The organism is Microbacterium sp. bgisy207 (assembly GCF_057706855.1).
In genome coordinates, this window is record NZ_JBYIPB010000019.1 from 1 (window position 1) to 13,571 (window position 13,571).

Sequence of the window (13,571 nt, forward strand, 5' to 3'; positions counted from 1 at the left end):
TCCTCTGGGTTGTGTCGGGCGGCTCAGCACCCCCCGACACAACCTTCGATCGTTCTTAGCCGTTGATCTCGGCTTCGGTCCAGTACCCGCTGTCCACGAGGACCTCGGTGATGTTGTCCTTGACAACGATCGCCGACTCCAGCAGATACGACGGGACGACCTTCACGCCGTTGTCGTAGTCCGTCGTGTTGTTGACCTCAGGAGTCTCGCCGTTCAGCAGCGCGACCGCCATGTCGACCGCGACCTGCGCGAGCAGGCGGGTGTCCTTGAAGATCGTGGAGTACTGCTCACCGCGGTTGATCGCCTTGACCGAGTCGAGCTCGGCATCCTGACCCGAGATGATCGGCCACTCGGGCCCGACTGAGTACCCGGCGTCCGTGAGGGCCGAGATGATGCCGCGCGAGATGCCGTCGTAGGGCGAGAGCACCGCGTTGACCTGCGAGCCGTCCGAGTAGTACGCCGTCAGGATGTCCTCCATCCGGCTCTGGGCGGTTTCGCCGTCCCACCGCAGCGTCGCCGCCTGCTCGAACTCCGTCTGGCCCGACTTCACGACGAGCGTGCCGTCATCGAAGTAGTCCTGCAGCGTGTCGATCGCGCCGTTCCAGAAGAAGTACGCGTTGTTGTCGTCGGGCGAACCGGCGAACAGCTCGATGTTGAACGGGCCGGCAGGTGCTCCCTCGATCGGGGTGCCGTCGAGTTCGGTCAGTCCGAGGCCGTTCAGGATCGACGTGGCCTGCTGGACGCCGACCTGGTAGTTGTCGAACGACGCGTAGTAGTCGACGTTCTCGGTGTCACGGATGAGGCGGTCGTAGGCGATGACGGGGATACCAGCATCTGCCGCCTCTTGGAGGACGCTCGTGAGAGTCGTGCCATCGATCGAGGCGATGATGAGCGCCTCGGCGCCCTTGGTGATCATGTTCTCGATCTGCGAGACCTGCGTCGGGATGTCGTCCTCGGCGTACTGCAGGTCGACGGTGAACCCCTGCTCCTCCAGCTCCGACTTGACGGCGTCACCATCCTGAATCCAGCGTTCCGAGCTCTTGGTGGGCATCGCGACGCCGACGAGGCCGCCGTCTCCGCCGCCGTCGGTCGATCCGCCGCCACCGGAGCCGGAGCATCCGGAGAGCAGCAGGGCACCGGCGGCGAGCGTTGCCGCTCCGGCGAGCAGAATCTTCTTGCTCTTCACAGTGATTTCCTTTCTGAAGGACATCGTTGTCTTGGTGTGTGTGTTCAGTTGTGGGGCATTCAGGTATTCAGTTGTGGCTGAGCCCCGACCCGAGGGTGTGGGCGTCAGGGACCGAGGTCGCGCGCCGTCGCGCGCGGTCGTGCAGCGCGACCGCGACGGCGTCGTCGATTGCGAGGGCCTCGACCGGACCGGTTGCAGAGACGAGAACCGCGTGACGCGCGGCGACTTCCAGCGAAGAGGCTCGGCGTAGCGCCTCGCGCAGATCCGATCCGACGGCAAAGACGCCGACGGCGCGCACCAGAGCGACTGCCCGTCCGGACGAGAGTTCGCTCACAACCGCCTCGCCGATGGCTGCGGGATCTGCCAGGTCCGGGGCGATCACCGGCACCGCCCCACCGAAGTCCTCGGCGGCGGCGGTGGTGAGGCACGGCAGCGTCTCGGCGCGGGCAGCCCAGGCCAGGGCGAAGGGTGAGTCGGTGTGAACGATCGCGTTGGCGGTGGGAACGTCCCGATAGATGCGGGAGTGGACGGGGGCATCCGCTGATGGCAGTCGGTCGCTGCCGAGCACTTCGGGCAACGCCGCACCGTCCAGATCGCAAACGACCATGCGCTCGGGCGAGATCTTGTCGAGGAATGCACCGGCGGGAGCGATCACGAACAGTTCCGCGGCGCCGATGCGCGCCGAGACGTTTCCGCGGGGGCAAGCGACGAGCCCGCGCTGCTCCAGTTCGGCCTGTCGGTGCGCGACATCGGCCCGGGTGCGGGCGATCGCGACCTCGGCCTTCACGCCGGCGGCGTATCCGTCGGCGGTGCCCGCTGCTTCCTTGGGCGGCATGGGTGAACTCCTTCGTTCCGATCAGTGTCGATCGGTGTGACAGTCCATGTGACCGGTCACATTGCGAAACTATAGCCTCGCGTCAGTCCCGGGTGTCAAGCACGAAAGGTCTCGGATTGATAACGCACCCGCGAGAGCAGATGGTCACGACCGCGACGGTCTCAGAGCCGGCCGAGGGCTCCCGTCGAGGCGCGCGGGATGAGCGTGGGGGCGATCGTGCCGGGAGCATCCGCGGCAGCCGAGGTGGTCGCAGCGTCCAGCAGGAGGGAGACACAGCGTCGACCGAGCTCTGCGAAATCCTGACGAACGGTCGTCAGTGGCGGCCAGAAGTGGGCGGCTTCGGGGATGTCGTCGAACCCGACGATGCTGATGTCTCGCGGTACCGAAAGCCCCTCGTCCCGAACAGCGTGGAGTAGTCCGAGCGCCATCTGGTCGTTCGAGGCGAAGACGGCGGTGAAGTCCCGAACCCGCAGGAGCTCACGCCCCGCGTGATAGCCGAACTCCGCCGTCCAGTCGCCGAGGATCGGCGCCGTCATGGGAAGGTCGTGGGCGTCCATCTCGTCCAGGAAACCGCGCATGCGAGCCTCGGCTTCGATCCAGTCCTGGGGGCCCGCGATGTGGTAGATCTGCCGGTGTCCCAGCTCGATCAGGTGCCGCGTCGCCATCCGTGCACCCGCGATCTGGTCGACGGAGAGCGTGTGCTCGGGACCGAGAACCGCCGACTGCAGCGTCACATAGGGAACGTCGATGCGCTGCGACGCGAGAGCGCGGAAGACGCGTACCTGCGGCGCGATGACGACCAGCCCCTCGATGGATTGCGCCGTCAGATGGGCGATCCCCGCGGTGATCGATTCCGGGTCGGCAGCATCGATGTTGGCGGTGGAGACCCAGTAGCCGCGTTCGCGCGCCGCCGATTCGATCGCCGCAATGCTCGAGGCCGGGCCGTACTGCGTGGACGACGCGGCGAGGATGCCGATCGTCTGGGAGCGACTGGTGACGAGCATCCTCGCCGCGCGATTAGGCGTGTATCGCAGTTCGCTCATGACCTGCAGGACGCGTTCGCGAGTCTCGGGGCGGATGCTGGGATGGTCGTTGAGAACGCGCGACACCGTCTGGTGAGAGACTCCGGCCATCCGCGCAACATCGCGGATGCTCGGCGGTCGTCCGCCGGTACCCTCGCTCATCGCACGCCTCCCGGGTGAGCACGGTCACATCCCTGTGTGCGTGTTCTCCGCGCCTCTTGTGTCATGTTAGCGGTCGCCGTATGTGACAGTCACATTGGTCCGCGGGCGTCGCGGAGAGTGTCGGACGCGCCTGTCACATTTGTCACATTGCCCGCGACGCATGCACCGGTCCGCGAGTGCCCCGACCCCGACCGGTACGCTGAGCCGATGGCGGACTTCCTGCGGCACCTGCCGCTCAGCGGACGCCCCCGCGAGGACGAGGGCGTCGTCTCGAGCGATCGTCGACGGGAACTGGACGCCCTCATCGAGAACGTGACCTCGCTGATCGGCGACAGACCCCTGTGGACGGACTTCGCCGCGCAGGCGGGGCTGTCCCGCGAGTGGCAGGTCGCCGGCGGGGATGTCGCAGCGTTCCGAGCTGCTCTGCGTGCACGTCGCCGCGGCATTCGCGTTGTGGCGCGAGCGCTCGCTGCCGCATTGCGCACCGCGAAAGAACTCGGTCAAGACCTCTCCGTCGACCCGATGACCTCCGGTGCCGTGGCACTCTACGCGCAGGCCGTGGGTCCCTTCGAACGTCGAGCAGTCGTGGCCGGACGAACCGTACGCGCCACGGACGCCGACTGGGCCTTCGGCACCGGACCGGTCGTGGAGGGCACGTCCCTCCAGATCGCGGGGTTCCTCCTCGGGATCACGGACGATCCGCCGACGCCGCCGCGGAACGCGCGATCCGACAAGCCGGCAGCCGGTCGCGAATAGGCTGTCGTGGTGACCACCGCCGTCGAGAGCCCCGCGCGCCCGACGGTCTACGATCGCCTAAGGGCGCGCGTTGCCACCTCCCCTCGGCTACAGATCGCGGTCCCTGCCGTCGTGACCGCTGTCGCCGGCATCCTGCGCTTCTGGAACCTCGGGCATCCACACGAGCTCGTCTTCGACGAGACCTACTACGTCAAGGATGCCTGGACGCAGTGGAACCTCGGATACCCGGCGACCTGGCCTGATGACGCCGACAGCCGGTTCGCCAGCGGCGAGACCGACATCTTCCTCGAGGACGGCAGCTACGTCGTCCACCCGCCGCTCGGGAAGCTCCTGATCGGCGCGGGCATGGCGTTGTTCGGCGCCGACTCTTCCGTCGGATGGCGCTTCGCGACGGCGCTGTTCGGAACCGTCGCGGTCCTGCTGCTCTACCTGGTGGCCCTCACCCTCACGCGCTCGATCGGTGTCGCGACGGCGGCATCCGGCCTCATGGCGATCGACGGACTCGCGATCGTGCTCAGCCGCGTTGCCCTGCTGGACACGTTCGTCATGTTCTTCACGCTGCTCGCGTTCTGGTTCGTGCTCCTGGACAGGCGATGGCTCCGAGAACGCGAGTGGGCCCGCAGAGGGGTACCGGCGACGGATGCGACAGACGGCGGGCCCGCGCCGGTGCGACGCTGGGGGCCGGTGTTCTGGGCGCGACCGTGGGTGGTCGCGGCCGGCCTCGCGGCGGGTGCGGCGACCGCCGTGAAGTGGTCGGGCCTCTACGTCCTCGCCGGCATCGGGATCTATCTCGTCATCACCGACGCCCTGGAACGGCGTCGACGTGCCATCGAGTTCTGGCCCGCAGACGCCGTCGCGCGCCAGGGACCGGTGACCTTCCTGCTGCTCGTTCCCCCCGCCTTCCTCGTTTATCTGGTCTCCTGGACGGGGTGGCTGGTCACCGACGGGGGCTACGACCGGCATGCGGTCGACGCCGGCTCGGCCACCGGCCTCTGGTCGTGGGTGCCGCTGCCGCTGCAGAGCCTGTGGGCGTACCACCAGTCGATGTACGGCTTCCACGTCAATCTGTCGGCAAGCCACAGCTACGCGAGCCCCGCGTGGCAGTGGCCCCTCCTGGCCCGTCCGACCTCGATGTTCTATCACAGCGACCCGCTCGGAGAGGCGGGGTGCACTGCCGCCGCCGGGTGCGTGCAGAACATCTACTCGATGCCGAACCCGCTCGTCTGGTACGCGGCCGTCGCCGCATGCGTCTACCTCGCCATCCGATTCGTTCGTCGACGCGATCCGGCCTCGGGCTTCGTGCTGACCGGGATCGCGGTCACCTGGGTTCCATGGCTGCTGTACCCGGAGCGAACCGTGTTCCAGTTCTACACGGTCGTGATGCTGCCGTTCCTGCTGCTGGCGCTCGCGCTGGCGCTGCGCGATCTGGCGCATCCGGAGGGCGCGACACATGCGAGACGGGTGACCGGGCAGCGGGTCGTCGCTGTCTTCCTCATCGTCGCGGTCGTGCTCGCTGCCTTCTGGTACCCGATCCTCACGGCGACCAGCGTGCCCTACGACTTCTGGCGCCTGCACAACTGGTCGCCGACCTGGATCTGAGTGGCCCGCACGGGGTCAGCACACCCCGTGCGGCGGCCGGCCTCGTCCGTCAGTTGACCTCATCCGGGTGCGCCGATACACGACCCGAGCCGTCGCCGGGGTCGAGGGCGTCGATCGCGGCGATCTCGGCATCCGTCAGCGCGAAGTCGAAGACATCGATGTTCTCGGCGAGGCGCTCACGCCGCACCGACTTGGGGAAGACGATGTTCCCCTTGTCGAGGTGCCACCGCAGCACGACCTGCGCGGGTGTCTTGCCGTGCGCCGCCGCCGCATCGGCGACCGCGGCAGTGCCGAACAGGTCGTACTTCCCCTGACCGAGCGGCCCCCAGGCCTCGATGCGGATGCCGTGCGCCTGCGCCCACTCCACGACCTCGCGCTGCTGATACGCGGGGTGCAGCTCGATCTGATCGACGACGGGTGCCACCCCGGTCTCCGCGACGATGCGCTCGAGATGCGGGACGAGGAAGTTCGAGACGCCGATGCTGCGGGTCAGGCCCTCGTCGCGCAGTTCGATCAAGCGCTGCCAGGCGTGCAGATAGTTGTCGCGGGCGGGGGTCGGCCAATGCACCAGGTACAGGTCGACCGTATCCAGACCGAGCTTGTCGAGGCTCTCTCGGAGCGCGGCCCGGGGCTCATCGCCGTCGTGGCGGTCGTTCCAGAGCTTCGTGGTGATGAACAGCTCCTGGCGGGCAATCCCGCTCTCCGCGATGGCCGCGCCGACACCCTCCTCGTTCCCGTAGATCGCCGCGGTATCGATGTGCCGGTAGCCGAGCTCGAACGCCTCCAGCACGGCGCGTCGGGTGTCATCGGCGGGCACCTTGAAGACGCCGTAGCCCAACTGAGGGATGCGGTTGTCGTCGAGCAGCGGCAGGGAGGGGATCGTCATGTGTCCAGCCTAGGTGGATGCCTACAGCGCTGGCTCAGGGCGGCGACTTAGGCTTGGGGCATGAATCGACCGGCTCGCCGCGCCCACGGGGGGCGCCGGGGCGCGTGGGGTCTCGGTGCCTAGCCGGCTCCCCGCCGCGGCGCCCGTTCTGGCCGGCTTCAGCTACGTGCGCCCACTCGGGGCCGGCGGCTTCGCCGACGTGTTCCTCTACGAGCAGGACATGCCCCGCCGCGCGGTCGCCGTCAAGGTTCTGCTCGAAGACATCGTCGACGAGGCGCTGCTGCGGATGTTCGCGGCTGAGGCCGACGCCATGGCGCACCTGTCCGCGCACCCGTCGATCCTCACGATCTACCAGGCCAGCGTCTCGCCGGACGGGCGACCGTACATCGTGATGGAGTACTGCCCCGCCTCGTTCGCCGCCCGCTATCGGCGCGAGACGATCCCCGTGGACGAAGTGCTGCGAACCGGCGTGAAGGTCGCATCCGCGCTCGAGTCGGCTCACCGGGCAGGGCTGCTCCACCGCGACATCAAGCCCTCCAACATCCTGCTGACCACCTACGGGATGCCGGTGCTCTCGGACTTCGGGATCGCGGCATCGGTATCGGCCCGCGAAGGCGTCGAGGTCTTCGCGATGAGCGTGCCGTGGAGCGCTCCGGAGATCATCGACGAGCGCACGAGCGGCTCCGTTGCCGCCGAGGTGTGGAGCCTCGGCGCCACCGTGTACTCCCTCCTGGCCGGTCGCAGTCCCTTCGAACGCCCGTCGCACAGCGAGAACACACGAGACCACCTGAAATCACGCATCCGTCGTGCCGCCTACACCCCGATCGATCGCCCGGATCTTCCTCCCGGGCTCGAGGAGGTGCTGCGCCGCGCGCTCGCGAAGAATCCCGCCGATCGCTTCGCGACGGCCGCGGAGTTCGCCCATGCCCTGCAACTGGTGCAGTACGAAGGCAACATGCCGGTCACTCCCCTCGAACTGGCCGAGGCGGCACCGCTGCCCGAGCGGGAGCCTTCCGATGCCCCGGCTTTCGTGCGTCCGCGGGTGCCGCACGAGTCCGCGCGGCGACGGCAGGCCCGCAGCCGCCCAGTGACGGAGCGCGCGCCGAGCGACGATCTTCCCGAAACGGTCGCGCGACGGCGACCCGTCTGGCTGTGGCCCGCGGTCGCGGGCGGAGCGATCGTCGTCGCGGGCATCGCGGCGGTCGTCGTCGGGAGCGTGATCTGACATGGCGCGCGGGCGCGAGGGACGGCAACGCTCCGCCGTGCCGCGCTGGGTCCTCGGCAGCGCGCTCGGCCTGACCGCCGCGCTCGTCGCGGGCCTGGCCGTCGCGTGGCCCGGCTACGACGCGCAGCAGACACCCCTCGATGATGGGACGATCTGGGCTCTGCAACGCTCGGGCGGCGGTCACTACGCTCGCGTCAACGCGGAGATCCGCGAGCTCGATACGGTCAAGCAGCTCACCCAGCCCACCACTCTCGCGCAGACGACCGACGCAGTCTGGGCCTTCGCCGCCTCCGGGACCAAGGTCGCCGCGGTCGATCCCGCCACTCCTGCGGACCTGGACACCGCCGGCGCGGACGCGTTCGCCGCCACCCCCTCGGGAACCCGGGACGTCGTCACACACGGCGAGTCGGTGGCCTATCTCACCGAAGCGGGCGAGGTCTTCGTCGGGCAGCTCTCGCGACCGGGCGCGGCGCGCCTGGACACCGGCGACGAGGACGAGCCGTTCCCTGCCGACGCGATCAGCCTCGGAGGAGCCGGAACGCTCGCGGCGTTCTCCGCCGACGCCGGTCAGGTGCTGCGTGCCGACCCGGTGAGCGGGCGCATCCTCGGGGTCGATGCCGTGCCCGAGCCGCCGGGCGAGGGCGCCTCGATGACACTCGTGGGCCAGACCTGGGTGCTGCTGGATGCCGAAACCGGGCGACTGTGGATCCGGGGCCTGTCCGCTCCCGTCGAGACGACGCTGCTTCAGGACGCGCGACTGGCGGCGCCGGCCGATGCCGGGGATGAGGTGTTCGTCGCCGACTCGCAGGGGCTTGTCGCCGTGACGCTGTCGGACGGCTCCCCGCGGCAGGTCACGGGCGGTGTCGAGGTGCGCGGGGTACCTGCTGCACCGCACCCGCTCGGCGAGGACGTGTTCGCCGCATGGCTTCCCCCCGCCGGCGGCGGGACGCTGTGGTCCTTGACGGCGGGTGAGTCAGCCCTCGAGTATGCGGGCGCCGAGGTGGGCGCCGATCCGCTCCCGGAGTTCTTCGGGAACGGCCGCCGCCTCATCCTGAACGAGACCCAATCGGGCTGGGTGTGGACGATCCCCGACGGCGACCTCGTGCCCTCCTCCCAGGCGTGGCAGATCGACGAGCAGATCAGCGCGGCGCAGTCCGATGACGCGGTGGCACCCGAGGTCCTCGAACCCAAGCCGCCGGTCGCCGAGGACGACACGTTCGGGGTGAGAGCCGGACGCGCTGTCGCGCTTCCGGTGCTTCTGAACGATCACGATCCGAACGAGGACGTGCTCAGCGTGATCCCCGCCTCCGTGTCGGCGTCGGCATTCGGGCAGCCGGCGACGACGGATGCCGACCAGCTGCTGACCTTCGATGTTCCGGCGGATGCCTCGGGGAGCGCAACGTTCCAGTACCGCATCACCGACGGCACCGCGGTGGATGGGCTCACGTCCGCGCCAGCCACCGTCACGATCACCGTCGTGCCTGAGAGCCAGAACGGCGCCCCGGAGTGGTGCGGTGCCCCGCGGTGCCTCGCGCAGTGGCCGGAACCGACCACGACGCCCGGCGGAACGATCAGCTTCCCCATCCTCGACGCCTTCGTCGACCCGGATGGCGACGCACTCTACGTGTCGGCAGCGTCCGTGGACGCGGGCCCGGGTTCGGTCACGGTCGATCCCGCCGGCGTACTGACGTACCAGCATCCGGATGCCAACGCTGACGTGGCGACGACAGCATCGGTCACCGTGACCGTCTCCGACAGCCGAGGTGCGCAGACGCGCCGGGCCCTCACGATCACTGTGGCGCCCGCGCCGCGACTCGAGGCCGATTCGTTCGCAGTCACCGCGGTCGCCGGCCGCCCGGTCACCGTCGAACTGCGCGACCGCGTCCGCGGCGGCTCGGGATCCCCGCTTCTGACGGCGGTGAGCGCGGGCGACGACGAGTCCGGGATCGGTATCAATTCCGGTGCGCTCTCGTTCTCGTACACCGCAGAGTCCCCGGGATCGACGGTGCTGCAGTACACGGTCCGCGACGGCGAGACCGAACAGACGGCAACCGTGCGCGTCACGGCGATCGCGCGCGAGGACGCCGAGCTCTCGGCGCCGCCGCTGGTGGCGTTCGTGCGTCCGAACGAGGACACGACCGTCGACGTGCTCGACGCCGTCTCGAACCCCGCCCACCTCGTCCTGCTGGTCAGCGATGTCCGCCCCCAAGCGACCGCGGGCGCCTCTCTCAGCGTGGATCCGGTCGGACAGAGCACGATCCGAGCCAGCGGCACGACGGCGGACGGCTCCCCCGGCGAGATCGGCGTCGTCCGCTACACGATCTCCGACGGAACCGAGAACCCCGCGACCGCGGTGACGGGTCAGCTCACGGTCATCCTGCTCCCGGCAGCGACCGCCGATCCCCCGATCGCGGTCGCCGATACCGCGACCGTGCGCGCCGGGGGGCAGATCGACATCCCGGTGCTGCGAAACGACTCGGCTCCGACCGGGGGGCTGCTGGCGATCGACCCCTCCCGCGTCGTCAACGAGACGGATGCCGGCCTGGCCTTCGCGACCAGCCGCACGCTGCGCTATCTGGCGCCCGACAGCCCCGGCGTGTACAGCGTGAGCTATACCGCGTACCGGGTGGGGTACCCGGAACTGACGGACAGCGCGCGGGTCACCATCACGGTCCTCGGCGACGAGACCAACACCGCTCCTGCGCCCGCCACGCTCGAAGGACGCGCGCTCAGCGGAAGGTCGACGACGATCACCTTCGATCCGTTCGGGATAGACCCCGACGGCGACAGCGTCTCCCTGGACGCCGTCGTCGAACAGCCCGTGGGAACCGACGGCACACCCGCCGGCACTGCGAGCGTGTCAGCCGACGGCACGAGCCTCATCTACACCGCGCCGCCGTCCTGGAGCGGGCAGGCCTCGTTCACATATCGGGTCCGCGACGGACGCGGCGCCACGGCGACCGGACTCGCCCTCGTCGGCGTTCGCGACGCACAGTCCGACCCGCGCCCGGTGACCTTCTCGGACTATGTCCAGCTCGAAGGCGGGCAGGGGTCGAGCCGCGAAACCACCATCACCCCGCTGGAGAACGACGTCGACCCGTCCGGCGCGGAGCTCACCCTCACCGAGGTGCGTCCGAACGCCCAACCCGGGACGGCGGAATACGACGACCTGGAGTCGCTCCTGGTGGGCGTGTCTGTTGACGAGGGGACTGTCACCGTGCGGTCGGGGGACGTCCTGGGAACATTCTCGTTCGTCTACACGGTGACCAACCCCGCCGGCGACACCGCGATGGGCCTGATCGTGCTGAAGATCGTGCGCAATCCCGTGCCCGACTATCCGGAAGTGCGCGACACCGTGCTCACCGCTGAGACGATCGACGGCTTCGATGAGGGCATCGACGTGCTGACGGGCAAGGTCACCTGGGCGGGCGGCGACCCGGACTCGCTGGAGCTCGACCTGTGGCGCGAGACGCCGAACGCGACAGTGAGCGGTCGACGGATCGCGGGCACGGCGCAGCCCGAGGCGATGGTGATCGCGTTCCAGGTCACGGGCGCGGCGGCCGATGGGTCCTCCGTCACCTCCTACGGGTTCTTGCGTGTTCCCGGTGAGTCGGACCTGCGTCCCACGCTGCGCACGGGGACGGGCGCGTTCTCCGTCGGCGAGAACGATGCAGTCGACGTCGACCTCTCCGCGATCATCGCTGTTCCGCGCGGCAGCGAACTGGAGCTCTCCTCGAGTGCAACGCCGGGGGGCGCCCGGGCCGGAGCGTCGTGCGAGCGGGAGGGCTCGACGACGCTGCGCTACACGGCGGGGGCGGGAGCCCCCTGGAGCGACACCTGCACCATTCAGGCCCGACTGGTGGGCGCAGAGGACTGGACGGTGCTCACGGTCAGGTTCCTCATCGAGGCGGAGGCGCCGCAACCGATCCTCGCGGCAGCATCCCGCACGTTGAGTCCCGGCCAATCAGCGGTCTACGACCTGCGACAGCTGACCTCGTGGACCGGCACGCCCGACTGGGCATCACTGGTCTACGCGGTCGAGGCGCCGGGGGACCAGTTCCAGGTGTCGCTGACCGGGTCGAGTCTCGAGGTCATCGGAGCCGACAACGCGAACCCGGGGCGCGCCGAGGTCGTCACCGTGCGGCTCCTCAGCCATCCGGATGCCGAAACGGCGGCGCTCACCCTCGTGGTGGGGCCCGCGCCCTCAACCCTCCCCAAGGCGGGAACCGTCACACAACAGTGCTCCCAGGCCGCCGGCTCGACGTCGTGCGACATCCCCGTCATCGGCATCGCCGGCGAGGTGAACCCGCTTCCCGGCACGCCGCTGCGCCTGGTGTCGGTGACCAGCCCCGCCAACTGCACCGACGTGACCTTCTCGGTGGCCTCGGCATCCGCGGTGCGCGCGACGTGGGCATCCGATGCGCCGGGCGCCTCGGATTGCACGGGCACCTTCGAGGTCACCGACGCGCAGGGCCGTCTCTCCACGGGCGAGCGGACGGGAACGGTCGTCTTGGACCTCCGGGGCCTGCCGGCGGACCCGGCGACGATCGAGTGGACCGCCTTCGACGCCTCCAGCGTGACGCTGCGCGTCACCGGCGGTGGCGGGTCCTACCCGGCGGTCGAGTCCTTCCGCGTCAGCGGTGGCGGCCAGGAAGTGACGTGCGGTGCGGACGGGCTGTGCCCGCCGATCACCGCCGAACCGGGAACGAAGGTCCGCTACCAGGCGTGGGCCGTCAACAGCGTCGGAGAGTCCCGCACGCCCACGAACGCTGTCACCGCCTGGCCCTACGTCGCGCCGGAGGCCCCGACGAGCGTCTCAGCCACACCCGTGCCGACGACCGACGGCACCGGTCACGTCGCGGCGATCACCGTCAGCGGATTCGACTCGACCACCGGCTCGGTCCGAGTAACCAGCCCCGTCACCGGCGCCTCCGAAACGCTCGGCGTCCCGCAGGGCGGCGGCGAGGTCGTTTTCCCGAACTTCGTCGTGGGGGCCAACCGGGAGACGACGCTCACCGTGACTCCCCTGTCTCGTTTCGACTACCCGCCGATTGCCTCGGGAACGACCGAGGGCTCGTCAACGTCCGTCGTCGCCTACGGCATCGGAGCTCCCCGGTTGCAGCTGCGCCTCGAGCCGTCCGATGACGGCAGCGGGGAGGTCCGAGCTATCGCGAGCGTCACCGCGAACGGCGTCGGGACCGAGCTGTGGGTCGGGATCACCACCGGTGCCGCCTGCACGGTCGAGTTCGTCGGGAACGTGACCGGCGGGACGGTCGACGAACTCCTCGCCGGCACCGTCTGGGAGGACACGTCGGCGCGCGCGTGCGCGGAGTACCGCGTCGGAGCCACCTCGTTCGGCGTCGCCACGGCCGGCCCGGTCACGGCGCAACCGACGGAACCGATCCCGCCGCCCTCCGGGACCGCGACCTACACGATCGCCTCGGGACCGACCGTGTCGGGTCAGACTGCCAGCTGGTCGCAGGTGACCGGTCCCTCGTTGGAGCATCCGCGCTACGAGACGCGGTTCGGTTCCTCGCGCACGACCGACTTCGCGAGCCTCTTCCGCACCGGCGATGACCCGGGGACGATCGAGGCGTGGTGGTGCGTCGGCGACGTCTGCTCCGCCGACAGCACGACGATCACTCCGACCGGCGCCGCCTACACGACACAGGTCGTCTTTCCGACCACCTGCGACGACGCTGGCGAACCGTCCGCGACGATGGTGGATGCCGCGCCTGCCGACTACAGCATCGCCACGGCGGGCACACCGGACGCCGGCGGGACCGAGACGTCGTGGGAGATCACCGTCTCGTTCTCGGGTCGACTGAGCGGCCTGGACGCCTACACCCATACGGGCCTTGTCTGCCCCACCCCCACACCGTGATCCGCGAGAGGACCCC

General features: G+C 69.5%; 8 protein-coding genes. 4 read left to right on the forward strand and 4 right to left on the reverse strand.

Annotated elements, in window-relative coordinates:
* Positions 1-55: 55 nt before the first annotated feature.
* The 3 genes from chvE to AC3ENO_RS14195 all read right to left on the reverse strand — a co-directional run bounded on the left by chvE (position 56) and on the right by AC3ENO_RS14195 (position 3,205).
* Entirely contained in the window at positions 56-1,186 is a 1,131-nt protein-coding gene (gene chvE, locus AC3ENO_RS14185) for a multiple monosaccharide ABC transporter substrate-binding protein (RefSeq protein WP_434971251.1), read from the reverse strand.
* Positions 1,187-1,253: 67 nt separating this feature from the next.
* Positions 1,254-2,021: a class II aldolase/adducin family protein gene (locus tag AC3ENO_RS14190; RefSeq protein ID WP_434971252.1), complete on the reverse strand. Its 768-nt coding sequence runs from the start codon at positions 2,019-2,021 to the stop codon at positions 1,254-1,256.
* Positions 2,022-2,182: 161 nt separating this feature from the next.
* Complete coding sequence (locus tag AC3ENO_RS14195; protein WP_434971253.1) at positions 2,183-3,205, reverse strand: LacI family DNA-binding transcriptional regulator; 1,023 nt, start codon at positions 3,203-3,205, stop codon at positions 2,183-2,185.
* Positions 3,206-3,412: 207 nt separating this feature from the next.
* On the opposite strand from AC3ENO_RS14195, the gene AC3ENO_RS14200 reads away from it, so the two are divergent.
* Both AC3ENO_RS14200 and AC3ENO_RS14205 read left to right on the forward strand, forming a co-directional pair.
* The gene (locus tag AC3ENO_RS14200; protein WP_434971254.1) at positions 3,413-3,961 is read left to right on the forward strand and encodes a hypothetical protein; all 549 of its coding nucleotides are present in this window, start codon (positions 3,413-3,415) and stop codon (positions 3,959-3,961) included.
* Between the two features lie 9 nt (positions 3,962-3,970).
* Positions 3,971-5,560: a dolichyl-phosphate-mannose--protein mannosyltransferase gene (locus tag AC3ENO_RS14205; RefSeq protein ID WP_434971255.1), complete on the forward strand. Its 1,590-nt coding sequence runs from the start codon at positions 3,971-3,973 to the stop codon at positions 5,558-5,560.
* A 49-nt stretch (positions 5,561-5,609) separates the two neighbouring features.
* Here the strand turns inward: AC3ENO_RS14205 and AC3ENO_RS14210 are convergent, their stop codons facing one another.
* Complete coding sequence (locus AC3ENO_RS14210) at positions 5,610-6,446, reverse strand: aldo/keto reductase (protein WP_434971256.1); 837 nt, start codon at positions 6,444-6,446, stop codon at positions 5,610-5,612.
* Between the two features lie 115 nt (positions 6,447-6,561).
* Between AC3ENO_RS14210 and AC3ENO_RS14215 the strand changes: the two genes are divergently transcribed.
* A complete protein-coding gene (locus tag AC3ENO_RS14215; RefSeq protein WP_434971257.1) occupies positions 6,562-7,671 on the forward strand; it encodes a serine/threonine-protein kinase in 1,110 nt (369 codons plus the stop codon).
* Between the two features lies 1 nt (position 7,672).
* Entirely contained in the window at positions 7,673-13,555 is a 5,883-nt protein-coding gene (locus AC3ENO_RS14220) for an Ig-like domain-containing protein (protein ID WP_488185789.1), read from the forward strand.
* Positions 13,556-13,571 lie beyond the last annotated feature (16 nt).

Coding starts and splice junctions, on each gene's coding strand:
- AC3ENO_RS14190 (WP_434971252.1), bottom strand. CDS start 2,021: ATGCCGCCCAAGGAAGCAGCGGGCACCGCCGACGGATACGCCGCCGGC.
- AC3ENO_RS14195 (WP_434971253.1), bottom strand. CDS start 3,205: ATGAGCGAGGGTACCGGCGGACGACCGCCGAGCATCCGCGATGTTGCG.
- AC3ENO_RS14200 (WP_434971254.1), top strand. CDS start 3,413: ATGGCGGACTTCCTGCGGCACCTGCCGCTCAGCGGACGCCCCCGCGAG.
- AC3ENO_RS14210 (WP_434971256.1), bottom strand. CDS start 6,446: ATGACGATCCCCTCCCTGCCGCTGCTCGACGACAACCGCATCCCTCAG.
- AC3ENO_RS14220 (WP_488185789.1), top strand. CDS start 7,673: ATGGCGCGCGGGCGCGAGGGACGGCAACGCTCCGCCGTGCCGCGCTGG.